Origin of the sequence: Duganella sp. sic0402, from assembly GCF_019219065.1 — a bacterium.
Taxonomy (GTDB): Bacteria; Pseudomonadota; Gammaproteobacteria; order Burkholderiales; family Burkholderiaceae_D; genus Rugamonas.
In genome coordinates this window covers 92,076-115,537 of sequence record NZ_JAHUWK010000014.1, presented here as the reverse complement: position 1 = coordinate 115,537, position 23,462 = coordinate 92,076, and the positions used below count along the sequence as shown (strand labels likewise).

Sequence of the window (23,462 nt, the reverse complement as noted above, 5' to 3'; positions counted from 1 at the left end):
ACCAGATTGCAACTGGCATTGTCCCATACCGGCCATATTTATGGTGTTATCAGGCCGCTACCGAAAAGGTGGCGACGCTGCTCTGCAGTCCGCCGGCCGCATATTGCAGCTGGTGGACCGCCTCGCTGGTCGATTTCAGCGATTCCACGGTTTGCTGGGTGGCGTCATTCAACTGCGTCATGGTTTCGTTGATCTGGGCAGCGCCGACGGCTTGGGACTGCATGCCCTGTAATACCAGGTCGAATTGGGGAGCCAGTTTTTGTACCTGGTCCATTACGCCGGACAGTTGATTGGTCACCTGGCGCACTTCGCCGACGCTGCGGCGTATCTCTTCGGAGAATTTGTCCATGCCCATCACGCTGGCGGAGACGGCGGACTGCATTTCCTTGAGCATCTGTTCGATGTCCCAGGTGGAGACGGAGGTTTGGTCTGCCAGCCTGCGGATTTCCGTGGCGACGACGGAAAATCCGCGTCCCGCCTCGCCAGCCTTCTCGGCCTCGATGGCGGCGTTCAGCGACAAGATATTGGTCTGGTCGGCCACTTTGGTGATTGTAATCAGAACGCTGTTGATATTGCTAGCTTTTTCCGATAGCGCCGCCAATTTGGCGTTGATCGAGTCGGTCGCGGTGACCATGGTCTGCATGGTGCCGTCCATGCGCCGCAGATTGCCCTGGGCGTCGGCGGTGGCGTGGGTGGTGTAGTCGGCCACGCTGGTGGCGTCCTCCATGGTCTTGACCAGCTCCGCGATATTGGCCGAGATTTCCTTGGTGGTGCTGAGGATTTCGACGCTGGTCTGCGCATGTTCGACGCCGGTGGCTTCCTGCTGCTTGGCCGAGGCGGCGATTTCGGTGGCCGAGGTGGTGACCTGAATGCCGGCCTTCTGCACCTCGTTGATCAGCGCGCGCAGATTCTCGAACATGCGGTCCAGCCCATCGGCCAGCTGGCCGATGGCGTCGTCGCCCTGGACCGTGATCTTGCCGGTCAGGTCGCCGGCGGCGGCCCTGGACACCACCGTCAGCAGCGAATCGACCTTGGATTTGAGCACCTCGGAGGCAGCCAGTTCTTTCTGCAGGCTGTCCTGTATGGCTTGCGCCATCTGGTTGAAGCCGTTCGACATCTGGCCCAGTTCATCACGCGAGGTGACTTCCACGCGCGCATCCTGTTCGCCGCGCGCGATGCGTTCCACTACCGCAGCCAGGCGGCTGATCGGTCCACCCAGGGCCTGCAGCAGCAACGCGCCGATGATCAGCGCCAGCACCGTGCACACCGCGCCGCCCAGCACCAGCAGCAGCATCATCGATTCAGCCAGGCCGCTGGTGGTCTTGGTGCGCTCGGCCAGCAGGCGGCGTTCCTCGTCGGTGATCTCCTTGATCATGGCGCGCGCCTCGGCCATGGCGCGGCCGCCGGCCTGCACCTCGTCGGCCATATCCGCCGGCGTGACGGCGCTGCGCTGGTCCAGCTGCGGGTTGATGACGGTCTTCAGCCAGTCGTCGAGGAAGGCGGTCAGCTTTTGCTGGCGCGCCTGCTGGGCGGGATTATCGGCGGTGAGCTTGGCGACTTCCGCCTGATGGCGCATCAGCACCGCTTCTTCGGCGCGGATGCGCTGCGCTGCGCTGGCGTCGCCGGTCAGCAGGTAGCCGCGCGTGGAACTCTGGATCTGCACGATCGCGGTTTCGATCTGGTTGGCTTCCAGCAGCACCTGCATGGTGTGCATGTCCCAGCCGCTGGCCGCCGACAGCCTGGTGAAATTGGTGTAGGCCATGGCCAGCAGGATCACGATGATAGCGACAATGGCGCCGAATCCGCTGGCGAGTTTTTTCTTGATACTGAGGTCTTTCAGCATGGGTGCTCCACTCTCGATCAGGACGTGGAGTCAATGTATCAAAAAAATGGCCGCTCAGCGAGCGGCCATTCCTGATCCCGCAACAGCGCGGGCTTATTGGCCGCGCTTCAGCCGTGCGTTGGCGGCGATGCGCATGCGCAGCGCGTTCAGCTTGATGAAGCCGCCGGCGTCGGCCTGGTTGTAGGCGCCGCCGTCTTCGTCGAAGGTGGCGATGTTCATATCAAACAGCGAGTCGGTCTTCGAATCGCGCGACACCACGATCACATTGCCCTTGTACAGCTTGAGTCGAACCCAGCCGTTGACGGTGGATTGGGTGTGGTCGATCAGGGTTTGCAGCGCAACGCGCTCCGGTGCCCACCAGTAGCCGTTGTAGATCAGCGAAGCGTAGCGTGGCATCAGGTCGTCCTTCAGGTGGGCCACTTCGCGGTCCAGCGTGATCGACTCGATGGCGCGGTGGCCTTTCAGCATGATGGTGCCGCCAGGGGTTTCGTAGCAGCCGCGCGACTTCATGCCGACGTAGCGGTTTTCCACCAGGTCCAGGCGGCCGATGCCGTGCTTGCCGCCGAGGCGATTCAGTTCGGTCAGCACGGTGGCTGGCGACATGCGCACGCCGTTGATGGCGACGATGTCGCCTTTTTCGTATTCCAGGTCGATGTATTCGGCTTCGTTCGGCGCCTGTTCAGGGCTGACGGTCCAGCGCCACATCGATTCTTCGGCTTCGGCGCTTGGATTTTCCAGGTGGCGGCCTTCGAAGGAGATGTGCAGCAGGTTGGCGTCCATCGAGTATGGCGCGCCGCCGTTCTTGTGTTTCATGTCGATGGCGATGCCCGCGTCTTCCGCGTACTTCAGCAGTTTTTCGCGCGACAGCAGGTCCCATTCACGCCATGGCGCGATTACTTTGACGCCAGGCTTCAGCGCGTAGGCGCCCAGTTCGAAGCGTACCTGGTCGTTGCCCTTGCCGGTGGCGCCGTGCGAGATGGCGTCGGCGCCGGTTTCGTTGGCGATCTCGATCAGGCGCTTGGCGATCAGCGGACGGGCGATCGAGGTGCCCAGCAGGTATTCGCCTTCGTACACGGTGTTGGCGCGGAACATCGGGAACACGAAGTCGCGCACGAATTCTTCGCGCACGTCGTCGATGTAGATGTTCTCAGGCTTGATGCCGAACTTGAGCGCCTTGGCGCGTGCCGGTTCCAGCTCTTCGCCCTGGCCCAGGTCGGCGGTGAAGGTGACGATTTCGCATTGGTAGTTATCCTGCAGCCATTTCAGGATGACGGAGGTGTCGAGGCCGCCCGAGTAGGCGAGGACTACTTTTTTAATGTCGCTCATGGTTGATCCCAGTTAGTAATTAGTTGTTTTCCAGGCGGCCGAGCAGCAGGTACTCGATCAGCGCCTTTTGAATGTGCAGGCGGTTTTCCGCCTCGTCCCACACCACCGATTGCGGGCCGTCGATGACGTCGGCCGCGACTTCCTCGCCACGGTGGGCGGGCAGGCAGTGCATGAACAGCGCATCCGGTGCGGCGCGCGCCATCTTGGCGCTGTCGACGATCCAGCCGTCGAAGGCTTTCAGGCGGGCGGCGTTTTCTTCTTCGTAGCCCATGCTGGTCCACACGTCGGTGTTGACCAGATGTGCGCCTTCGCAGGCGTCGGACGGATTTTTGAAGAAGGTGTAGCGGTCGGTGGAGACCAGCGACATGTCCATCTCGTAGCCGTGCGGGGTCGATACGTTGACGTGGAAGCCGAAGATTTCAGCTGCCTGCAGCCACGAATACAGCATGTTGTTGGCGTCGCCAACCCAGGCCACGATCTTGCCCTTGATCGAACCGCGATGTTCGATATAGGTGAAGATGTCAGCGGCTACCTGGCATGGGTGGTGTTCGTTGGTCAGGCCGTTAATCACCGGCACGCGCGAATTGGCGGCGAAACGCTCGATGATGTCCTGGCCGAAGGTGCGCACCATGATGATGTCGCACATGCGCGACATGACCTGGCCGGCGTCTTCCACCGGCTCGCCACGGCCCAGCTGGGAATCGCGGGTGTTCAGATAGATGGCGGCGCCGCCCAGCTGGTGCATGCCGGCCTCGAAGGAGAGGCGGGTACGGGTGGAATTTTTATCGAACACCATGACCAGCGTGCGGTCGATCATCGGGTGATAGATTTCGTAGTTCTTGAACTTGCGCTTGATGATATGCGCGCGCTCGATGACGTACTCATACTCTTCCAGTGTGAGGTCGGAAAACTGCAGATAATGCTTGATCGGTTTTTGGATAGGCATAATGACAACTGACAGATGGCTACGGCTTAGCCGATCAATTATAAAGGCAATTCGGCGGGGAGGGCTAATTACCGCAGATTATCCTGTGCGGCTCAGTGATAGATCTGGGTAGTAGCCGATTGCTGCTGCTCCGGCGCGGTCAGCGGCAGATCCAGTGTAAACGTGGTGCCATCGCGCGCGCTGTGTACGGAAATCTGGCCGCCCATGAGCGAAGTGACAATGTTGTAGCTAATCGACAGTCCCAGCCCGCTGCCGCCCTGTCCGAGCTTGGTGGTGAAGAAAGGATCGAAGATGCGCGACATGTGCTCGGGCGCGATGCCGCTGCCGTTGTCGCGGAAACTCAGCTGCACGCGCCCGTCCACCGGTGCGTGGGCGCGCAGCCACATGCTGCCGCCACTGCTGCCATTGTTGCCACTGTTGCCATCTTTGCCGCCAAAGGCGTGCAGCAGCGCGTTGTTGATGAAATTGGCGATCACCTGGCCATAGGGGCCGGGATAGCTGTCCAGCATGATCGTCTCCGGCACCTCGACTTCGATCCGGTGGCTGGCGGCACGGATGCGGTTCATCATGGTGGCGATCACTTCCTGCGACACCTGCGCCAGATTGAATTCGCGCCGCTGCTCGGTGGTGCGGTCGACCGCCACCTGCTTGAAGCTGTTGACCAGGTTGGCGGCGCTGGTCAGCCCGCGCATCACCAGCTCGTGCGCCTTGCGCGCATCGTCCAGATAGGCCAGCAGCGCCGAGCGTTTCAGACCGGCGCCGTTGATCTGCGCTTCCATTTCCTCGGTCTTTTGCGACAGCGTGCTGGCGATCAGCAGGCTGTTGCCGATCGGCGTATTCAGCTCATGCGCCACGCCGGCCATCAGCGCGCCCAGTGCCGCCAGCTTTTCCTGCGACACCAGCTGGGTCTGCGCATCCTTCAGCTGGCGATAGGCTTCGGCGTTGTCCAGCGCGATCGCGCCATAGGCGCACAGCGTGCGGAAGATCAGCCGTTCGCGCTCGCCGTAGGCGTCGATCTCGATCGACTGCACCGTCATCACGCCCAGCACCCGTTCGCCGACCAGCAGCGGCACGTACAGCGCGCTGGCCATCAGCTGGGTACCGGGCGCCAGGAAGATATCGTCCGGACCGGCTTCGGCGATATAAATCTCGGCGCGCTCGCGCAGGCTGCGCGCGGCGTTGGCACGCGGATTGTCGATCTGGATGGTATTGCCGGACAGCGGCCGGCCGTTCTCCATGCCGAACACGCGGCTGATGGTGTCGCAGCCCGGATCGCACATATACACCGCCAGCGTGTCGGCCGGCAGCAGCGCCTGCACATGGCGGTCCAGCGCCTTGAACACGGCGCCGGCGTCGAGGTGGGTGGTGATTTCCTGGCCGATCGCCGACAGGCGTTCCAGCATGGCGCTGGTCTGCTGTAGCAGCTGCACGCGGCGCGCTTCGGCGGCCGCCAGCTCGCGGTGATGGAAGCCTTCGGCGCGCGCGTTCTCGGTCTGGTGGCGCACCTGCATGGCGACCGCGCGGTTGGTGGCATCCTGGCTATGCGTTTTGGCGCGCGCGGCGGCCGCCAGCTGCGCCGAGGCGTAAGCCTGCTGGTAGTCGCCGATCTGCGCGTATTCGCGCGCCAGCGTTTCGTGCAGGTCGGCCGGCAGCGTGTAGCCGTTGATATGCCCGGCCACCAGCAGCGCCTGATGCAGGAAGTGCAGCGTGGCGTTCGGCTCGGTCATGCCGGCCGGCGCCGGCAGCTTATGGCGCATGTGGATCAGCGACATCACCCGCAGCGCCGCCACCTGGTTGTAGTTGTTGGCCTGTTCGCGCGCCAGCTCGGCGGCGCGCGCGGCGGCCGCTTGCGCTTCCTGCGGCCGGTCGAGGAAGCACAGCGCGTGCGCCTGGCCGCGCCGCGAGATACTGAGGAAGTCGGCGTGGTGCAGCGCGTGGGCGCGCGCCTCCAGCTGGCGGAAAGTGTCCAGCGCGGCCGGGTAGTCGCCCTGGTCCAGCGCCAGGTCGCCCAGGTAGTGCAGCGCGATCGCGTATGGCCGCGCGGCCGACAGCGGCGCCAGTATCTGCACCGCTTCGCGCAGCAGCTCGCCGGCAGCGTCGAGCCGGCCCAGGCGGCGCATGGTGTCGGCGGTGTGCATCAGGCAGGCGCCGATGCTGCGCGGCCAGCCTGTCGGGCGGGCCAGGTCGAGCGCGCTCTCCAGCCATTCCAGCGCCGCATGGTGGTCGTTGAGAATGGTGAAATTCAGGCCGATGTTGATGGCGGCGGTGATCGCCATGCGCAGCTGGCCGCTGTCCTGCGCCGCCTCGTAGCAGCGCAGATAGTGCGCGGCGGCGGCGCCGAAGTCGCTGGACTGGCTGGCGGCCAGGCCGTAATAGTCGTAAATCCAGCTGGCCACGGTGGGCAGATGTTCGTCGTCTTGGCTGAAGCGGCCGGCCCAGCGTTGCTGGGTGCTTGGCAGGTCGCGCAGCACGCTCCAGCGGGCGTTGACCGCATCGGCGATGGCACAGCGTCGCAAGTCGCCGGCGCTGCGGGCGGCGGCCGACATCTGTTCCAGCGCGGCTTCGGAACGTTCGTGATCCCCACTGTCGATGGCCACCCAGGCGCGCAGCCAGTGGGCGTCAGCGATGCCGAGATGAAGCTGCAAGCGGGTAAAGCAGTCGGCGGCTTGCTGCGCCTGCGCGTCGGCGACAGCCAGTTGGCCGGACAGCCAGGCGGCCTCGGCGTGGATCAGCTGCAGCCGTGCGTTCAGCGCATCGGCGTCATCGCTGGGCAGGGCGGCGGAGGGGATCAGCGCCTGCGCTTCGGCGGCCAGGCGCAGTGCGCGCGGGGTGTCGCGCTGGCGCAGATGCCAGGCCAGCGGCAAGAGCGCCGGCAAACGCGCAGCGCCACGCAGGGAGGACAGGGCGGCCTCCCAATCGGCTACTGCGTCGTCCAGCGCAAACAGGTCCATCGGCATTCCCCAGGTACTTGCCCCAAGGCATTATAGACACAAAATCTTTGTTTTAATACAGGGTCTGTGAGGACTCATGCAACAGCTGGCCGTACAGCGTGTGACGCATTTTGGCGATCTTGCCTTCCGCAACGGCGGCCAGCACCGCGCATTGCGGTTCGATCAGGTGCCGGCAGTTGTAGAACTTGCAATGACCGAGATACGGCTCAAATTCTACAAAAGCACGCTCCAGCATGCCCTCGCTCAGATGGTAGAGGCCAAATTCCTGGAAGCCCGGCGAATCGATGATCGCCGAGTCCGGACCCAGGTCCGGCAGGGTGTACAGCCGGGTGAAGGTGGTGGTGTGCTTGCCGGTGTCGAGCGCTGCCGAAATCTCGCGCACGGCGATATCGGCTTCCGGCACCAGCAGGTTGATCAGCGAGGACTTGCCCATGCCGGACTGGCCGATCAGGATCGACGACTGGCCGGCCAGCAGCGGTTGCAGCGTGGCGATGGCTTCGTCCGGCCTGGCAGTGGCCGACACCTCGTGCACCGGGTAGCCCAGCGCGGCATACGGCGCCACGCGTTCGCGGGTGCGCGGCAGCGCGTCGGCCACGTCGGTTTTATTCAGGATCAGGTGCGCCTTGATGCCGGCCGCCTCGGCCGCCACCAGCGCGCGCGACACCAGGTCGTCGGTGAAGCCAGGTTCGGTCGCGACCACGATGAACAGCTGCGTCAGGTTGGCCGCCAGCAGCTTGGACTTGTACTGGTCCGAGCGGTACAGCAGCGTCTTGCGCTCGGCGATCTTGTCGATCACGCCCTGGTCGGGCGAGGTCATGGTGATGTGGACGATGTCGCCCACCGCCACATTGGTCTTTTTGCCGCGGGTGACGCATTGCAGCTTCTGGCCATCCGCCTCTGCCAGGTAGTGGCGGCCGTGGGCGGCGATGATGACGGCGGTGCGCTGTTCGGCTTGCTGCTTGCTCATTGTGCCGCCGCCAGGTTCAGTTGACGGATGCGTACGCTGGCAGGCGGATGCGAGTCATAGAAGGCCGAGTGCAGCGGGTCCGGCGTCAGCGTCGAAGCGTTGTCTTCATACATCTTGACCAGCGCCGATACCAGATCGCGCGCGTCGGTGTGGCGGGCGGCGAAAGCGTCCGCCTCGAATTCGTGCTTGCGCGAGCCGATCGAGGTCAGTGGATTGAACAGGAAGGTGAACACCGGCAGCACCAGCATGAACAGCAGCAGCGCCATGGCGTCGTTGTCCTGGCCCGGCAGCAGCAGCGGGTTGACGCCCAGGCCGTCGTAGAACCACGGCTGGGTCTTCAGGTAGCCGAGCAGCGCCAGGAAACCGAGCGAGATCACGAACAGCATGGCGATGCGCTTGATGATGTGCTTCAGCTTGAAGTGGCCCAGTTCGTGCGCCAGCACCGCTTCGATTTCCTGCGGTTGCAGGCGCGCCAGCAGCGTATCGAAGAACACGATGCGCTTGTTGGCGCCAAAGCCGGAGAAATAGGCATTGCCATGCGCGCTGCGCCTGGAGCCGTCCATGACGAACAGGCCGCTGGAGGCGAAGCCGACGCGCTGCATCAGGCCCTCGATGCGGGCTTTCAGCGACTGGTCTTCCAGCGGCGTGAATTTGTTGAACAGCGGCGCGATCACGGTCGGGAACAGCACCATCATCAGCAGCTGGAAGCCGCTCCAGACCACCCAGGTGTACAGCCACCACAGGTCGCCGCTCTGGTTCATCAGCGTCAGCACCAGCCACGCCAGCGGCAGGCCGATGGCTGCGCCCAGCAGCACGCCCTTGAACATATCGGCAAAGAACAGGCCCTTGCTCATCTTGTTAAAACCAAAACGTTGTTCCAGCTTGAACTGCTTGTAATAATCGAAAGGCAGGTCGATGACGCCGGAAATCAGCGCGAACGCCGCCAGCAGCGCCAACTGGTACACCATGCCGGGGCCGGTCAGCTGGAAAATCTGCACCGACAGCCATTGCAGCCCGCCCAGCAGCGTGAAGCCGAGCAGCACCAGGGTATTCACCATCAGCGTCAGCATGCCGTACTTGGTGCGCGCGACCGTGTAGTCGGCGGCCTTCTGGTGGGCAGCCAACGGTATCTTTTCCGCAAATTCCGCCGGCACGGCGTTGCGGTGCGCCAGCACATGGCGCAGCTGGCGCGAAGCGAGCCAGAAACGCACCAGCAGCGTCAAAATGATGAAAGATACGAACAAAATCGAAAACGCGAGTGAATACATTCTGTGCCTGTGAGAAAATGGCAGATTCGGATTAATTTAGCCAAGAAAAGAGAATTATGTCACAAGCTACTGATTTGCCAGAAGGCGCCGCTGCCGCGCCACGCCCGAACGAATTCAACCTGGTGTGGGTGGATATGGAAATGACCGGCCTGGAACCGGACACCGACCGTATTATCGAAGTGGCCATCGTGGTCACCGATATGCACCTGAACGTGCTGGCCGAAGCGCCGGTGTTCGCGATTCACCAGTCGGACGAAACCCTGGGCAAGATGGACGCATGGAATACCGGCACGCACGGCCGCTCGGGCCTGACCGAGCGCGTCAAGGCCTCGACCATCACCGAAGCCTATGCCGAGGAAGAACTGATCAAGTTCCTGAAGCTGTGGGTGCCGAAGGGCAAAGCGCCGATGTGCGGCAACACCATCGGCCAGGACCGCCGCTTCATGGTGCGCTACATGCCGAAGCTGGAAGCCTTCTTCCACTATCGTAATGTGGACGTATCGACGCTGAAGGAACTGGGCAAGCGCTGGAAACCGGAAATGGTCAGCGGCTTCAAGAAAGCGCAGAAGCACACCGCGCTGGCCGACATCCTGGAATCGATCGAAGAACTGAAGTACTACCGCGAACACTTCATCAAGCTGTGATGAGGCGCGCATTGCTGGCGCTGGGCGCCTTGCTGTTTGCGGGCGCACAGGCCGGCGAGTTCGTGCACAAGGACTGGGCAGTCGCCTGCGACAACACGCGCCACTGCGAGGCGGTCGGCTACCAGGACATGGAGCAGGGCGCGCCGGTTACGCTGTGGCTGGGCCGTGACGCAGGCGGCAACGCGCCGGTACTCGGCAAGCTGATGGCCTATAGCGAAGACGATAGCGAGGCGCCGCTCAGCATCCGCGTTGGCGAGGTGCAGATCAAAGCCATCAAGCAGGAGCTGACAGCGCAGCAGATGGCGCGCCTGCTGCCGGCCTTAAAGAAGGCCGACACTGCGCAGGTCAGCGACGGCAAGCGTGCATGGACCTTGTCGCTGGCCGGTTTGAACGCCGCGCTGCTGAAGATGGATGATGTACAGGGCCGCGTCGGCACGGTGACGGCGCTGGCGCGTGCGGGCGTCAAGCCTGCCAGCGCGGTGCCGGCGGCCTTGCCTGCGCCGGTGCTGCGCGCCTTGCCGCTACCGCCGCAGCGTGACAGCGACAAGGCGCTGCTGCCGGCCATTCTGGACGTGCTCAAGGACGCCGACTGCGAGGCCATCGCCAGCGAAGGCGCTTACGGCGACGTCTACCGCATCTCCGCCACGCAGCTGCTGGTGGTGCGACAGTGCTGGCTGGGCGCCTATCAGGGTGCGTATGGCGTCTGGCGCGTTGACGACAAGCCGCCGTATGCGGCAGTGCGTTTGATGCTGCCGGGCGCCGACGGCAAGGAAGAGGATGCGGCGGTCGAAGCCTATTTCGAGAACGGCATATTGAGTTCCTACGCCAAAGGCCGGGGCCTGGGCGACTGCGGCGGCTTTGACAGCTGGCTGTGGACCGCCGACGGCTTCAAGCTGCTGGAATCGTCCAACGGCCCGCTGTGCCGGGGCATGCCTGGCGGCGGCTTCATGCTGCGCAGCTGGATCGCGCAACAGGCAAAGTAAGCAGCGCCGATCCCGCATACCGCTGCGGCCCGCGCCCATGGTGGGCTGCCGCACGGCGCGTCTCGCATGGCGGCGCTAAAGTGGCGCATCGCCACTTTACTCTGGATTGCCATGTCCCGCTCCTGTCTCCTGCTGGCCGTCAGCCTGCCCTTGTTATTGCTGGCGCTGGCCGCCTGCTCCCCGCTGACGACATTGAACGCGCTGTCACCCGCCGGCGACACCGAATGCGTTGACGGCGTGGCCTATGGCGAAGGTCCGCGCCGCAAGCTGGATATCTACCGTCCACAGGGCGCACGCAGCGCCGCGCCAGTGGTGGTGTTCTTCTACGGCGGCAACTGGGTGAACGGCGCGCGTGGCGACTACGCCTTTGTCGGCCGCGCCTTGGCGGCGCGCGGCATTGTCACGGTGATTGCCGACTATCGGCTCCATCCGGAAGTGAGTTATCCCGACTTCCTGCGCGACGCAGCACAGGCCGTGGCGTGGGCCAGACGGGAAGCCGCGCGCTACGGCGGCGATCCGCAGCGGCTGTTTGTGATGGGGCACAGCGCCGGCGCCTATAACGCCGCGATGCTGGCGCTGGATGCGCGCTGGCTGAAAGAGCAGGGCATGGCGCCGTCCGAACTGCGCGGCTGGATCGGCCTGGCTGGCCCCTACGATTTCCTGCCGATTGAAAATCCCACCACCAAGCCGGTATTCCACTTCCCAAACACGCCACGCGACTCGCAGCCGGTGCACCACGTCAGCCGCGCGACGCCGCCCGCCTTGCTGATCGCCGCGCGCAGGGACAAGCTGGTGGCGCCGGAGCGCAATACCGGCCAGCTGGCGGCTTTGCTGCGCGCGCAGCAGGTGCCGGTACGGGAGCTTTACTACGACCGCGTCAGCCACACCACGCTGGTGGCGTCGGTCGCCGCGCCGCTGCGCTGGCTGGCGCCCACGCTGGATGATGTCGCCGCCTTCGTGCTTACACCTGGCGCATAACGTAAGGTACGCCGCGCGCCCAGCGGTTGGACGATAGCGAGAACGTCAGTGCGTGCACCTGGTGATACCAGCCGGCCGGCACATACAGCATGTCGCCCGGCTGCACCAGCACCTCGATCATCTGTGCCTGGTGCGCCAACGGGTAAGCGCCGTAGTCCGGCGCCTCCGGATTGAACGGTGAGCCAAACAGGATGGGATTCGCCTCGCGCGGATAGAGGTATTCGTCGTGATGCGGCGGAGACAGGAAAATTCGCTTGTTGCCCCAGATCTGCGCGAAGATATTGTCGTCGTAGTCGCAATGCAGCGGCGTCATGGTGCGCGCCGGACCGATCCAGAAACGCGGCGGCCCCATTTTCTCGAACCAGGTCGGCCAGTGGCACATGCTGTTCAACTCGCGCAGCTCCAGGTTGCCCAGATAGGGCGGCAAGCCTTCGGCGGCGTCGGCCAGATCCAGGTATTCCAGCATCGTCATATCCTGCATGGCGCGGTCGGCTGCGAATGCGGTGCCGATGTAGTCGCCGACGCGTGCGCGTACGTGCAGCTGCGCATAGCGCTCGCGCAGGATGGCCGGCGTTTGCTGTGCCAATGGCCAGCGGCCCACCACGCAGTCCACCAGAAACGGCAAGCCTTGCATGGCGCGCTCGCGGAAGGCGGCGGCGTCGCGCAGCTTCACGCGCGGCACTTCGGCCATGACCGGCAGCGTGCGCGAGGCTTGCCTGATTGCTTCGCGCATGGCGTGGATCGAGCTGACGCCGCGTATCTCGGCGTCGCGCTGCTCCAGCGCCTGTTTTTTGGCCGCTGCTTCTTCCAGCGTGAGTATGCGGCGCGGCGGCAGGCGGTTCGATGCTTCTTTCGACATGGACTTTCCTTGATGGGGCGTCTATTTTACGCCAGCGGGCCGCCTTAGTGCGCGGCGCGCACCGCGTCGTTGGCCAGCGCCAGGCGCGCCGCCAGCACCTTGACCACGAAGCGGTGGAACTGCTGCGCGGTGTCGCCATCTTCGGCCTCCATGTGGTGCAGCGCCGCCAGCGACAGGCTGCGCACCAGCGTCACGCCGGCTGCTTCGCACATCTGCCGCAGCTTGAGGAAGCTGACCGAGGTGGAGGCGTCCAGTCCATCGATGCGGCGGAAGTCGAGCAGCACATAGCGTGGCCTCTCAGCCTCGGCCAGCCGCGCGCGTACCCGTTGCAGGATGGCGTTGGCGGTGGCAAAGAACAGAAAGCGGTGCAGGCTGGCGCCGATCACCTGGCCGCCATGCTGGCGCAGCGCGGCGCTGTCTGCCATCGCGCGCTCGACATTGGAACTGAAGCTGCGGCCATCGAACTCGCTGCGGATGGCGCTGATGCGCCCGTACTTGATGACGAACAGCATGCAGGCGGCGACCATGCCCAGCCCGACGCCAGCGACCACGCCATGCACGGCAATCACCACCACGATCAGCGGGATCAGCAGGTATTCGGCGCGGCCCAGCCGGCGGTAGGAGCGCAGCAGCCATTCCTGCAACAGGCCGATGCCAAGGTAGAGTTGCAGGCCGACCAGCACCGACTTGGGCATCCAGCCGATCAGGCCGGGGAAGGCCAGCACCACGATCAGACAGCCAGCGGCGGCAGCCAGCCCGCTGATGCGGCTGACGCCACCAGCGCGGTGATTGAGCAGCGTGCGGCTCAGCGACTGGTAGCCGACGATGCCGCCCAGCGCGCCGCTCAGCAGGTTGGCGACGCCGGCTGCGCGCATTTCCTGATCCAGGTCGGGGTCCTGGCGGCAGGCCAGGCCGGCGCCGGTGGCGTTCAGCAAAATGGTCAGTGCCGACACCGCCGCCACCACGAAAAATTCGGGCAGGTGGGCGACGATCACGCGCCAATGGATTTGTTCGGGCGGCAGCAGCACCGGCAGCTGTAGCGCAGATAGTGGCACGCTCTCGAACAGCAGGCCGGCCTGGCGCGCCTGCTGCGGCGTCACGCCAGTAAAAGTCAGGCCGGCGAAAAACACCAGCAGGCCGGCGCCGATGCCGAGCGGGACCACCAGCGTCAAGCGTTTGATGCGGCGCGCGCCGGCCATCAGCACACCGCACACTACCAGCGCCGGCAGCCACGCCAGCCATGGCAGGTCGAGCAGGTGGCGCAACTGCGACCATTGCAGGCGCTCGCCGGTCAGCACGCGGAAGGAGCCGGACAGCAGCAGATAGCCGGTGCCGGCCAGGTAGCCGCCCATCACCGGGTAAGGCAGGAACTGGATGAGCGCACTGCCTTTGGTGGCACCCAGCAGGTACAGCAGCACGCCGCTCAGCAGCGAACTCAGGGCCAGCGCCGCCAGCAGCGTGACCAGCACGCCCTGGCCGCTGGTATAGGCCAGATCGGCGGCGATGCCGCTGGCCATGCCGGCCAGGATGGCGGCGGAATTGCCGTCCGGCCCGCCGATGGTGAAACGGATCGAACTGCTCAGTGCAATCACCGGCGCCACCACCACGCAGCACATCAGTGTCACCAGCACGCCGGAATGCAGATAGGCGGCCAGGTCGCCGCTGAAGATCAGCGCCGCGTAGCTGAGCGCGTAGCACAGCATGATGACCGAGGACAGCAGGCCCGCGCCGATATTCTCGGACAGCGTGCCGGCTGGCGCGGCCGGGTTCATTCCGAGAACGCCTGCACCACCAGCCACACGTTGGCGGCGGAAATGACCGCAAACAGGAACCAGGCCAGCGCCACCGTCCACCAGGCGTTGGCGAAGTTGCCCATGATGCGCTGTTGCGAGGTCAGGCTGACCAGCGGGTACATGGCGAACGGCAGTTGCATGCTCAGCACCACCTGGCTCAGCACCAGCAGTTTGCCGACCGAATGCTCACCCAGCACCAGTACGCCGATCATGGCCGGTATCAGCGCCAGCCCACGGGTGAGGGCGCGCCGCTGCCAGCACGGGATCTTCATCTTCAGGAAGCCTTCCATGATCACCTGGCCGGCGATGGTGCCGGTGAAGGTCGAGCTTTGCCCGGACGCCAGCAGCGCCAGCCCGAACAGGATGGCGGCCAGCGCGGTGCCAGCCACCGGTTCCAGCAGCAGATAGGCTTCGTCGATATCCAGTACCGCCGGCTTGCCCGGCTGGTGGAACGCGGCAGCGGCCAGCACCAGGATGGCGCCGTTAATCAGCAGCGCCAGCAGCAGCGAGACGATGGTGTCGATGCGCGACAGGCCGATGGCTTCGCGCTTGGCACTTTCGGTCTGGCTGACCACCCGCGTTTGCACTACGGAAGAGTGCAGGTAGAGATTGTGCGGCATCACGGTCGCGCCGAGGATGCCGATCGCCAGGTAGAGCGGCTCGCGCGACGACAGCGCGCTGAGCGACGGCACCAGGCCCGCCGCCACCGCCTGCCAGTCTGGCTTGACGAAAATCAGCTCGGTGAACAGGCAGATGGCCACCGTCAGGATCAGCCCCAGCACAATCGCCTCGACCTGGCGGAAACCTTTGCCTTTCAGGCCCAGCACGATCAGCGTATCGAGCGCGGTCAGCGCCACGCCGGTCGGCAGCGACACGCCCAGCAGCAGCTTGAACGCCAGCGCGCAGCCCAGCACTTCGGCCAGGTCGCAGGCGATGATGGAAATCTCGGCGAAGCCCCACAAGGTCTTGCCGACCGCCGGCGGATATTGCTCGCGGCAATGCACGGCCAGGTCCTTGCCGGTGACGATGCCGAGCCGCATGCTCAGGCATTGCAGTACGATGGCCGCCAGGCTGGACAGCACCACCACGAACAGCAGCTGGTAGCCGAACTGCGAGCCGCCCTGGATGGCCGTGGCCCAGTTGCCGGGGTCCATATAGCCGACCGACACCAGCAGGCCGGGGCCGGCAAAGCGCAGGATTTTTTTCCAGAAAGGCCCGCCCTCCGGCACCGTGACGGTGCCGGCCACTTCGGACGGACAGAACGGCGCGGTGGCCGTAGTAGGGAGCTTAAAAGGCAGCTTGAAGGGGAGGGCGAACATAGGCATCCTGAACTGAATGCCTAAATTCTACTGTAGAAAGAGAGACAAGCGCCTCTGTCATTTTGTCAATGTCACACTGCGTCGGCGCCGCAGCATTTCTTGAACTTTTTGCCGCTGCCGCAAGGGCAATCGTCGTTGCGGCCGACTTTCGGCTCGTCGCGCTTGACCGTCTCGACGGCGGCTTTGCGGCGTGGCAGCCAGAATTTGTAGATATTCGGCAGATTGGCTTCCAGTTCCTGCGCCAGCTTGTGCGCCTTGACCGGATCTTCAACCAGCGGCAGTTCCTCTTCCTCGATCTCGTCGGCGCCGAGCAGGTAGATAGGACGCATCAGATCGCCCACTTCCGAATCCCAGATCGCGTCCCACGAGCCTGGACGCAGCTCCATGCCTTCCCAGAAGCCCCAGCACCAGGCTTCGGCGTCGATCAGGGTCTGGCCTTCGTGCTCGTGCTCGACGAACAGCGGCTCGAATTCCTTCGGCGCCACTTCAAACGTGACCAGCACTTCGTTCATGAAGCGCATGATCAGTTCGATGATGCGCTGCTCTTCCTTCTCGTGCTTGAACTGCGGCACGTCGGTATCTTCCTTGCCCCAGACTTTTTTCAGCCATTCGGCTGGCATGACGGTTTCCGGGCCGATGGCGATGGCGGTCAGGTAGCCGTGCAGCATGTCCATGGTCATGGCGTCTTCAGGGCTGCGTTCGGACAGCAGGAAGCTGTCCAGTTCGTCGAATTCTTTTTCGCTCAGTGGCTGGTCGAGTTGCATATTTTGCTCTTTTTATTTGGGGTAAGGGTGACAGTATACACGCCGCGCCCCGTACAATGGCGCTTATGACTGCATCACATCCTTATTCCGCGTTGAGCCCCGACTGCGTGCTCGACGCCCTCGACAGCATCGGACTGCGCGGCGATGGCCGCCTGCTGGCGCTGAATAGCTATGAAAACCGGGTCTACCAGGTCGGCATTGAAGACGACAATCCGCTGGTGGTCAAGTTCTACCGGCCGGGCCGCTGGAGCGATCAGGCCGTTCTTGAAGAACATGCGTTCACCCAGGAGCTGGTCGCAGCGGAGATTCCGGTGGTGCCGGCGCTGATGCTGAACGGCGCCACGTTGCATCAGTACCAGGGCTTCCGCTTCGCGGTGTTCACCCGCCACGGCGGCCGCGCGCCAGAACTGGGCGATCCGGCGGTGCTGGAGTGGACCGGCCGCTTTATCGGCCGCATCCACGCGGTGGGCGGCGTCAAGCCGTTCGCGCACCGGCCGGCGCTGGACATCGACACCTTCGGCACCGAACCATGCGAATTCCTGCAGGCGAATGACTTCATCCCGATGGACCTGAAAGCCTCGTACGCCGCCATCGCCCAGCAGGCGCTGGACGGCGTGCGCCGCTGTTACGACCGCGCCGGGGAGCTGCCGCAGCTGCGCCTGCACGGGGATTGCCACGGCGGCAACGTTTTATGGACTGACGCCGGTCCGCACTTCGTCGACTTCGACGATGCGCGCATGGGGCCAGCCATCCAGGATTTGTGGATGATGTTGTCCGGCGAGCGTTCCGAGCAGGTGCGCCAGATGGGCGATATCCTGGCCGGCTACGAGGACTTCTGCGCGTTCAATCCGCGTCAGATGCACCTGGTGGAAGCGCTGCGCACGCTGCGGCTGATCCATTATTCAGCCTGGCTGGCGCGGCGCTGGGACGATCCGGCCTTCCCGGCGGCTTTTCCGTGGTTTAACACCCAGCGCTACTGGCAGGACCGCATCCTGGAGCTGCGCGAGCAGGTCGCCCTGATGGACGAGGCGCCGCTGCCAGTCTGAAGAAATAGCGGGTGTTTCCGCTTCTGCTTGCCGCTAGGCTTGCTTGATGGCTACATGATAATGAGTACTCGGAAAACCTCTCAGCGAGACTCTCATGCAAGCACAACTGGTCAAACAAGAACGCGCCAACGACGACGTCGCCCTGCTGCCATTGCCGATGGCAACCGTGCGTGAAGCCGACGCTGCCGCGCCAGCCCAGATGCCACGCGCCGCGATGGAAATGAAAGCCATCCAGGAAGCCATCGCAAGGGTCGAAGCCGAAGCCAAGGCTGCTTGTGCCGCCGAGAGCCGCGCCCACGCCGAAGCCCGCGCCCGTGCGCTGGCCGAGGACCGCGCCGCCACCGATGCCGCTGCTGCGGCCGTTGCGCTGCAGAATGCGCAGGCGTCGGAAGAGGCGATCGTCGCTAATAAAGAACGGCTGGAATCGCTGCGTGCCGCAGCCCAGGCCAGCGTGGCCCGCCTGGATGCCGTGAAGCTGGAAACCGCCGGGCTGCGCGCCCGTGCCGAGTCCGACAACCAGATCCGCAAAGCTGCTGAAGAGCGCACCAAGGCCGAAGAAGAAAACCGTAAACGCGCCCACGAACAGATCGCCACCGAAGCGGAACTGACCGAGCAAGCCTCGCGCGCCGCCGCCGAGCTGCAGGCGCAAACCGAACAAGCCCGTCTGCAAGCTGCCGAGCGCGTCGCCGCCGTGCAGGCTGCCAAAGAAGAAGTAGTCGGCATCGCCTCGGCCGACGCCCGCGTCGCCACGCTGGCGCGCGAACGTGAACGCCACGCCGCCGGCGCCCGTCTGACCGCACAACAGCTGGCCGAAGCCGAAGCCGAAGCGCTGGAACTGACCAAGCAGCGTGAGCGTGCCGACAAAGTGGCGCTGGAAGCCGCTTTCAAACGTTCGGCCGCCGAGGTGCGCGCGCTGGAAGAAGCCCGCGCGCTGGCCCACCTGGAGCAGGAGCGCGAGCAAATCGCCCAGGCCAAGGCAGAATCCGAACACAGCGCCGCGCAATCGCTGCGCCTGCGTTTGCAAACCGAAAAAGAAATCCGCGATGCCGCCATCCACCGCGAGCGCATGGAAGCCGTGGCTGCCGCCAGTGCGCAGGCGCGCCGCGAAGCCGACGCCCGCATCATTGCCGCGACCGAAGCGCGCATCGAAGTCGACAACCAGCTGCGCGCCGTCTCGCTGGCGCGCGTGCACGCTGAAGAAGAAGCCGAAATGGTGACCCTGGCCAAAGTGGAAGCGGAAGCCGAAGCGCTGGAACAATCCAAGCTGCGCCAGGCAGCTGACCAAGCCGCCGCCGAAGCAGCGCACGCCGACAGCCTGGAACAGCAACGTGCCGCTGGTCTGGCGCAGGAGCGCGAGTCGCTGTCGCGTGCTGCGACCGAACTGGCGGCCAGCCAGAACGCCGCCGAACAGGCCGAAATCGCCACCATGGAACAACAGGTGCAGGCGCAGCAGGCAGCCAACGCGTTTGCCGTCGAACGCGCCGAGCGCGCCAGCGCGCTGCTGCAAGCCGAGCAGGACCGTGCGGAGGCCGAGCAACTGGCCATCGTTTCGCTGAAAGAAAAACTGGATGCCGAACAGCGCGCCACCGAAGCGGCGCGTCAGCGCGTGGAAGCCGAGCGCGCGCAAAGCGAAGCACTGCGTCAGCAGCAGGAAGCCGAACAGCGCCTGGCCGACGCCGCCAGCCGCGAAGCCGAAGCGGCGCGCGTGATGGCCGAGCAAGTGTCGGCCGAAGCCGAACAAAAAGCCATCGCCGCCCAGGCACTGGCGGCGCAGGCCAGCCTGGCGGTCGAGCTGGGTGCTGTGCATGCCGAACGCGCCCGCGTCGAGCAGGAAAAAGCCGCCAGGGCGGAAGAACTGCTGGCGGCGGAACGTGAATTCATCGAGACCGAGCGCAAATCGCTGGCGCTGATCGACCAGAAACTGACCCAGCAGCGCATCGCCACCGCCTCCGAAGTGCGTGCATCGCAAGCCATCGCCGGCCGCCTGGAAGCGGAAAAAACCGTGGCCAGCAGCGCCCGCCAGCGCGCCGAAGAAGAGCAGGCTGCCGAGCAGGCGCTGGCCGACAAGGCTGCCGCCCAGAAATCGCTGCTGGAAACCGCCCAGGCGCACGCCGCGATGCAGCGCAAAGTCGCCGAGACCACCGCCGCGATGACCGCCGCCAAGCAAAAACTGCTGGAACTGGAAACCCGCCGCCTGGGCGCAGCGCAAAAAGTGCTGGCCTCGGTGCAAGCCAAGATCGCCGCTGAAGAAGCGCTGGCGGCCGACGGCAACGTCGCCACGCTGGACGACGCCCGCGCCCGCAAAGAAGCTGCCCGCCAGTCTGCCCCGGCCGAAACCACCAAAGCTGTCTGGCGCGCCCGCTAAAACCAGTAAAAACAGTAAAAACCCTGGATTATTGTTGCAAGGTGACTTTGGTGACGTAGTATTCGGTTTCGCCGAAGCATTGGCTTGGGACGCCGCGGTGCTGGGCGTAGCTGAGGACCACGCGCTTGCCGGTGGCCGCCGTCAGTTCCTTGGCCACTTGCGGGTCGCGGACACTGAATTCGAACTTTTCAGGGATCGCGCCCGGCATCGAGGTCAGCAGGATTTCGCCTTCCCAGGTTTTGCAGATCCAGCCACGGGTGGAGAATTTCTGCAGGTAGCCGGCCCGCTCGCCATCCGAGTAGGAGATGTGCAGCATGGCCCAGGTGTAGGCGGCCATCAGCAGCAGGGCGGCGATCAGCAGGCCGAAGGAGTAGAGGATTACGCGTTTGGAGGTCGTCATGGCGGCTATCTTATCACGCGTTGTTGTGGCGTTTGTAGCGCACCGACGACCACAGCGATACGGCAATGAACGCGACCCCGGACAGCCCGGTAAACCACTCGGGAATATGGTATTTGACACTGGCCAGCATGATCAGCGCCAGGATGCCGATTGCATAATGGGCGCCGTGCTCCAGGTAGACGTATTCGTCCAGCGTGCCCTTGTGCACCAGGAATACCGTCAGCGAACGCACGAACATCGCGCCGATGGCCAGGCCCAGCATGATGATGACCACGTCGGTGGTGATGGCGAACGCGCCGATTACGCCGTCGAAGCTGAATGAGGCATCCAGCACTTCCAGGTACAGGAAGCCGCCAAAACTGCCTTTGGCGACGGTGGCGACGATCGGGCCGACGCCGGCTTCGGTGGTGTCCTCGTCATCCTCCGGCTGCTTTTCTTCCAGCAGGCTGCTGATCCAGCCCACCGCCAGGTAGACGATGACGCCAACCACGCCCGCCACCAGCACTTTGTATTGCTCATCGGCGCCGACCAGCGACACGCAGCCGAAGATCGCCGCCAGGGTCAGCAGCACGGCCAGGCTTTCGCTGCCCAGCTTGCCCATTTTCTCCTCGATCCAGCCCAGCCAGTGCAGTTCCTTCTGGTCGTCGAACAGGAAGTTGAGGAATACCAGCAGCAGGAAGGCGCCGCCGAACGCCGCCACCTCGGCGTGCGCGCCGGTCAGGTAGCGCGAGTATTCCTGCGGGTTGTTGAGTGCCATATGCCACACGTCCACCAGGCCGAGGCCGGTGGCCATCGCCACGATGAGCAGCGGGAACACCAGCCGCATGCCGAATACCGCCACCAGGATGCCAACCGTCAGGAATAGCTTGCGCCAGAACTCGTTCCAGTGTTTCAGCACCGAGGCGTTGACCACGGCGTTGTCGAACGATAGCGAGACTTCCATGATGCCGAGCACGGCGGTGATCCACAGCGCCTGCGCCAATCCGGCCATGCCGCCGTGGTTGTAGCCCCACCAGCCCCCCAGGGCCAGCAGAATGAAGGTGACGGCATACGAGATTCTGAAGTGTTGCATGGTTGTCTTTGTTGAAATGTGTGCAATGGCTGAATTTTATATTACTTGCTTCCGTCGCTGGGGAGCCATCTGCGATAATGTCGCCACAAAAATGTTAAGGACATAACGATGGACATCGCTTACCTCGTCACGCCGCTGATTACCTGGATCACGGTGGGGCCGATCAAGTTTCTGATTAATAGCGTCAAGGCACGCAAATGGGCGTTCAATCTGGTCGGTAACGGCGGCTTTCCGAGCAATCACAGTGCCGTGGTGTCCAGCATGGCGACGCTGATCGCGCTGCGCGAGGGCATAGGCCATCCGGCGTTTGGGGTGGCGGTGACGCTGTGCTTCATTGTTATCATTGATGCAAATAGTCTGCGCCAGCACGTTGGCAAGCAGGCGGCGGCGATCAATCGCCTGGCCAAGCAAGACGGTGGGCAAGGTATAGCGCATACCTGGCTGCGCGAGCGCATGGGCCATACCCTGGTGGAAATCGCCGGCGGCCTGTGCACCGGCATTGCGATTGCCCACATCATCCACGCCATTTTCGGCCGCGGCTAACTGTCCGCCCACTGTCCGGCGGGACGTCCGCTCCCGCCAGTTTCTCCCTCCCGGCTTTACCGTTCATCCCCGTATTTGGCATTTCAGCCACAAATTCTACCGTCCGTCGCACTGTGATTGACCACAGGAGGGCGCTCGCGGATACTCTGCGCCCTGTAGTCTGGCTCATTCTAAAAGCACTCAACGTGCCACTTTCTCGGAGAACTTTATGTTGCGCAAAACCTTTCTAGCTCTCGCCATTGCCTCTGCCCTGGTTGCATGTGGCAAATCAGCCAAGGAGCCTGAGAAAGCCGGAGCTAGCGCTTCGGCCTCAGCCGCCGCAGCGAAAGACGAGAAAAAGGTGACATTGCTGATGTCGCCTGAAGACACGCTGACCATCCAGTCGGATGCGCTGGCGTCCGGCCCGGTCATCACCGGCTCGATCCAGCCGGAACGCCGCGCCGACCTGCGCGCCGAAGTCGGCGCCATCGTGCTTCAGGTCCTCAAGGAAAACGGCGAAGCCGTCAAAAAGGGCGATGTGCTGCTGCGCCTGGACGAAACCTCGATCCGCGACAGCCTGACTTCGGCTGACGAAGCCACCCGCGCCGCCGAGCAGTCGCTGGCCCAGGCGCAGCGCATGTACGAGCGCCAGAAAACCCTGCTGGCGTCCGGCATGGTGTCCACCACTGCGCTGGAAGACGCCGAGGTGCGCCGCAACAACGCCCAGAGCGATCTGGCGGCCGCCAAGTCCCGCTCGGTGTCGGCGCGCCAGCAGCTGACCCGCACCTTGGTGCGCGCGCCGTTTGACGGCATCGTCAGCGAGCGCAAGGTGTCGAATGGCGATACGGCCCAGGTGGGCAAGGAACTGATTAAAGTGATCGACCCGAGCAGCATGCGCTTCGAGGGCACGGTGTCGGCCGACAAGATCGGCGTGGTCAAGGTTGGCCAGCCGGTGCTGTTCCGCGTCAATGGCTATGGCGACAAGCCATTCAACGGCAAGGTCAAGCGCGTCGATCCGGCCGCCAACGCGATTACCCGCCAGGTGGAAGTGCTGGTGGAGTTCGCCGAAGCCGCCCGTCCGGGCGTGGCCGGCTTGTACGCCGAAGGCCGGGTCGAGGCGCAGTCCTCGTCTTCGCTGATGATACCGCCGTCGGCGCTGGTGCAGGCAGGCGACAACAACTATGTCTGGCGCGTCAAGAACGGCACGCTGGCCAAGGTGCCGCTGACCATCGGCACCCGCGACGAGCGCAGTGGCCGCTGGCAGGTGCTGACTGGCCTGCAATCCGGCGACATGGTGGTGCGCGTACCGACCTCCGGCTTCAAGGATGGGCAGAAAGTGGAACTGACCGCGCCGAAAGCAGCTGCGGTGGCATCGGCTTCGACCGAAAAAACGTCGGGCAAATAAAAGGATAAAAG

19 protein-coding genes are annotated in these 23,462 nt (G+C 64.1%); 7 read left to right on the top strand and 12 right to left on the bottom strand.

The window, feature by feature from the left end; translation table 11 throughout:
- Positions 1-49: 49 nt before the first annotated feature.
- The 6 genes from KW842_RS25000 to KW842_RS24975 all read right to left on the bottom strand — a co-directional run bounded on the left by KW842_RS25000 (position 50) and on the right by KW842_RS24975 (position 9,301).
- Positions 50-1,843, bottom strand: a complete 1,794-nt coding sequence (locus tag KW842_RS25000; RefSeq protein ID WP_218306827.1) for a methyl-accepting chemotaxis protein — start codon at positions 1,841-1,843, stop codon at positions 50-52.
- 93 nt (positions 1,844-1,936) lie between these two features.
- Positions 1,937-3,169, bottom strand: a complete 1,233-nt coding sequence (locus KW842_RS24995; protein WP_218306826.1) for an argininosuccinate synthase — start codon at positions 3,167-3,169, stop codon at positions 1,937-1,939.
- 19 nt (positions 3,170-3,188) lie between these two features.
- Positions 3,189-4,115: an ornithine carbamoyltransferase gene (gene argF, locus KW842_RS24990; protein WP_218306825.1), complete on the bottom strand. Its 927-nt coding sequence runs from the start codon at positions 4,113-4,115 to the stop codon at positions 3,189-3,191.
- A gap of 92 nt (positions 4,116-4,207) precedes the next feature.
- Positions 4,208-7,066, bottom strand: a complete 2,859-nt coding sequence (locus KW842_RS24985) for an ATP-binding protein (protein ID WP_218306824.1) — start codon at positions 7,064-7,066, stop codon at positions 4,208-4,210.
- A 52-nt stretch (positions 7,067-7,118) separates the two neighbouring features.
- Entirely contained in the window at positions 7,119-8,033 is a 915-nt protein-coding gene (gene rsgA, locus KW842_RS24980) for a ribosome small subunit-dependent GTPase A (protein WP_218306823.1), read from the bottom strand.
- Positions 8,030-9,301 carry a M48 family metallopeptidase gene (locus KW842_RS24975; RefSeq protein ID WP_218306822.1) on the bottom strand — a complete coding sequence of 424 codons (1,272 nt, stop codon included), beginning with the start codon at positions 9,299-9,301 and terminating at the stop codon, positions 8,030-8,032. The genes rsgA and KW842_RS24975 overlap by 4 nt, the downstream gene beginning before the upstream one ends.
- A 56-nt stretch (positions 9,302-9,357) precedes the next feature.
- On the opposite strand from KW842_RS24975, the gene orn reads away from it, so the two are divergent.
- From orn to KW842_RS24960, 3 genes are all read left to right on the top strand, one after another.
- Positions 9,358-9,945 (top strand): oligoribonuclease, encoded by a 588-nt coding sequence (gene orn / locus KW842_RS24970; protein WP_218306821.1) that lies wholly within the window; start codon positions 9,358-9,360, stop codon positions 9,943-9,945.
- Complete coding sequence (locus tag KW842_RS24965) at positions 9,945-10,928, top strand: DUF1176 domain-containing protein (RefSeq protein WP_218306820.1); 984 nt, start codon at positions 9,945-9,947, stop codon at positions 10,926-10,928. Before orn ends, KW842_RS24965 begins: the two co-directional genes overlap by 1 nt.
- Positions 10,929-11,039: 111 nt before the next feature.
- A complete protein-coding gene (locus KW842_RS24960) occupies positions 11,040-11,906 on the top strand; it encodes an alpha/beta hydrolase (protein ID WP_218306819.1) in 867 nt (288 codons plus the stop codon).
- On the opposite strand, the gene KW842_RS24955 is transcribed toward KW842_RS24960, so the two are convergent.
- From KW842_RS24955 to KW842_RS24940, 4 genes are all read right to left on the bottom strand, one after another.
- Positions 11,890-12,765, bottom strand: coding sequence for a cupin-like domain-containing protein (locus KW842_RS24955; RefSeq protein WP_218306818.1), 876 nt, complete (start codon positions 12,763-12,765; stop codon positions 11,890-11,892). The two genes, KW842_RS24960 and KW842_RS24955, sit on opposite strands and share 17 nt — an antisense overlap.
- A 44-nt stretch (positions 12,766-12,809) precedes the next feature.
- Positions 12,810-14,537, bottom strand: a complete 1,728-nt coding sequence (locus KW842_RS24950) for a SulP family inorganic anion transporter (RefSeq protein WP_218306817.1) — start codon at positions 14,535-14,537, stop codon at positions 12,810-12,812.
- Positions 14,534-15,877, bottom strand: coding sequence for an Nramp family divalent metal transporter (locus tag KW842_RS24945; protein WP_218306816.1), 1,344 nt, complete (start codon positions 15,875-15,877; stop codon positions 14,534-14,536). The genes KW842_RS24950 and KW842_RS24945 overlap by 4 nt, the downstream gene beginning before the upstream one ends.
- 71 nt (positions 15,878-15,948) lie before the next feature.
- Positions 15,949-16,641 carry a UPF0149 family protein gene (locus tag KW842_RS24940; RefSeq protein WP_218306815.1) on the bottom strand — a complete coding sequence of 231 codons (693 nt, stop codon included), beginning with the start codon at positions 16,639-16,641 and terminating at the stop codon, positions 15,949-15,951.
- A gap of 56 nt (positions 16,642-16,697) precedes the next feature.
- Between KW842_RS24940 and KW842_RS24935 the strand changes: the two genes are divergently transcribed.
- Both KW842_RS24935 and KW842_RS24930 read left to right on the top strand, forming a co-directional pair.
- On the top strand, positions 16,698-17,687 hold the full coding sequence (locus tag KW842_RS24935; RefSeq protein WP_373925235.1) for a serine/threonine protein kinase: 990 nt from the start codon (positions 16,698-16,700) through the stop codon (positions 17,685-17,687).
- Between the two features lie 94 nt (positions 17,688-17,781).
- Positions 17,782-20,052, top strand: a complete 2,271-nt coding sequence (locus KW842_RS24930; RefSeq protein ID WP_218306813.1) for a hypothetical protein — start codon at positions 17,782-17,784, stop codon at positions 20,050-20,052.
- Between the two features lie 28 nt (positions 20,053-20,080).
- Here KW842_RS24930 and KW842_RS24925 read toward each other — a convergent pair whose 3' ends face one another.
- A complete protein-coding gene (locus KW842_RS24925; protein WP_218306812.1) occupies positions 20,081-20,452 on the bottom strand; it encodes a hypothetical protein in 372 nt (123 codons plus the stop codon).
- 13 nt (positions 20,453-20,465) lie between these two features.
- The gene (locus tag KW842_RS24920; protein ID WP_218306811.1) at positions 20,466-21,524 is read right to left on the bottom strand and encodes a DUF475 domain-containing protein; all 1,059 of its coding nucleotides are present in this window, start codon (positions 21,522-21,524) and stop codon (positions 20,466-20,468) included.
- Between the two features lie 108 nt (positions 21,525-21,632).
- Between KW842_RS24920 and KW842_RS24915 the strand changes: the two genes are divergently transcribed.
- Both KW842_RS24915 and KW842_RS24910 read left to right on the top strand, forming a co-directional pair.
- On the top strand, positions 21,633-22,067 hold the full coding sequence (locus KW842_RS24915) for a divergent PAP2 family protein (RefSeq protein WP_218306810.1): 435 nt from the start codon (positions 21,633-21,635) through the stop codon (positions 22,065-22,067).
- 208 nt (positions 22,068-22,275) lie between these two features.
- Positions 22,276-23,451: an efflux RND transporter periplasmic adaptor subunit gene (locus tag KW842_RS24910; RefSeq protein ID WP_218306809.1), complete on the top strand. Its 1,176-nt coding sequence runs from the start codon at positions 22,276-22,278 to the stop codon at positions 23,449-23,451.
- Positions 23,452-23,462: the final 11 nt, after the last annotated feature.

What these genes read in the sequence shown, in the direction of transcription:
- KW842_RS25000 (WP_218306827.1), bottom strand. Translation starts at nt 1,843, where the DNA reads ATGCTGAAAGACCTCAGTATCAAGAAAAAACTCGCCAGCGGATTCGGC.
- KW842_RS24995 (WP_218306826.1), bottom strand. Translation starts at nt 3,169, where the DNA reads ATGAGCGACATTAAAAAAGTAGTCCTCGCCTACTCGGGCGGCCTCGAC.
- argF (WP_218306825.1), bottom strand. Translation starts at nt 4,115, where the DNA reads ATGCCTATCCAAAAACCGATCAAGCATTATCTGCAGTTTTCCGACCTC.
- KW842_RS24985 (WP_218306824.1), bottom strand. Translation starts at nt 7,066, where the DNA reads ATGGACCTGTTTGCGCTGGACGACGCAGTAGCCGATTGGGAGGCCGCC.
- rsgA (WP_218306823.1), bottom strand. Translation starts at nt 8,033, where the DNA reads ATGAGCAAGCAGCAAGCCGAACAGCGCACCGCCGTCATCATCGCCGCC.
- KW842_RS24975 (WP_218306822.1), bottom strand. Translation starts at nt 9,301, where the DNA reads ATGTATTCACTCGCGTTTTCGATTTTGTTCGTATCTTTCATCATTTTG.
- orn (WP_218306821.1), top strand. Translation starts at nt 9,358, where the DNA reads ATGTCACAAGCTACTGATTTGCCAGAAGGCGCCGCTGCCGCGCCACGC.
- KW842_RS24965 (WP_218306820.1), top strand. Translation starts at nt 9,945, where the DNA reads ATGAGGCGCGCATTGCTGGCGCTGGGCGCCTTGCTGTTTGCGGGCGCA.
- KW842_RS24960 (WP_218306819.1), top strand. Translation starts at nt 11,040, where the DNA reads ATGTCCCGCTCCTGTCTCCTGCTGGCCGTCAGCCTGCCCTTGTTATTG.
- KW842_RS24955 (WP_218306818.1), bottom strand. Translation starts at nt 12,765, where the DNA reads ATGTCGAAAGAAGCATCGAACCGCCTGCCGCCGCGCCGCATACTCACG.
- KW842_RS24950 (WP_218306817.1), bottom strand. Translation starts at nt 14,537, where the DNA reads ATGAACCCGGCCGCGCCAGCCGGCACGCTGTCCGAGAATATCGGCGCG.
- KW842_RS24945 (WP_218306816.1), bottom strand. Translation starts at nt 15,877, where the DNA reads ATGTTCGCCCTCCCCTTCAAGCTGCCTTTTAAGCTCCCTACTACGGCC.
- KW842_RS24940 (WP_218306815.1), bottom strand. Translation starts at nt 16,641, where the DNA reads ATGCAACTCGACCAGCCACTGAGCGAAAAAGAATTCGACGAACTGGAC.
- KW842_RS24935 (WP_373925235.1), top strand. Translation starts at nt 16,698, where the DNA reads ATGGCGCTTATGACTGCATCACATCCTTATTCCGCGTTGAGCCCCGAC.
- KW842_RS24930 (WP_218306813.1), top strand. Translation starts at nt 17,782, where the DNA reads ATGCAAGCACAACTGGTCAAACAAGAACGCGCCAACGACGACGTCGCC.
- KW842_RS24925 (WP_218306812.1), bottom strand. Translation starts at nt 20,452, where the DNA reads ATGACGACCTCCAAACGCGTAATCCTCTACTCCTTCGGCCTGCTGATC.
- KW842_RS24920 (WP_218306811.1), bottom strand. Translation starts at nt 21,524, where the DNA reads ATGCAACACTTCAGAATCTCGTATGCCGTCACCTTCATTCTGCTGGCC.
- KW842_RS24915 (WP_218306810.1), top strand. Translation starts at nt 21,633, where the DNA reads ATGGACATCGCTTACCTCGTCACGCCGCTGATTACCTGGATCACGGTG.
- KW842_RS24910 (WP_218306809.1), top strand. Translation starts at nt 22,276, where the DNA reads ATGTTGCGCAAAACCTTTCTAGCTCTCGCCATTGCCTCTGCCCTGGTT.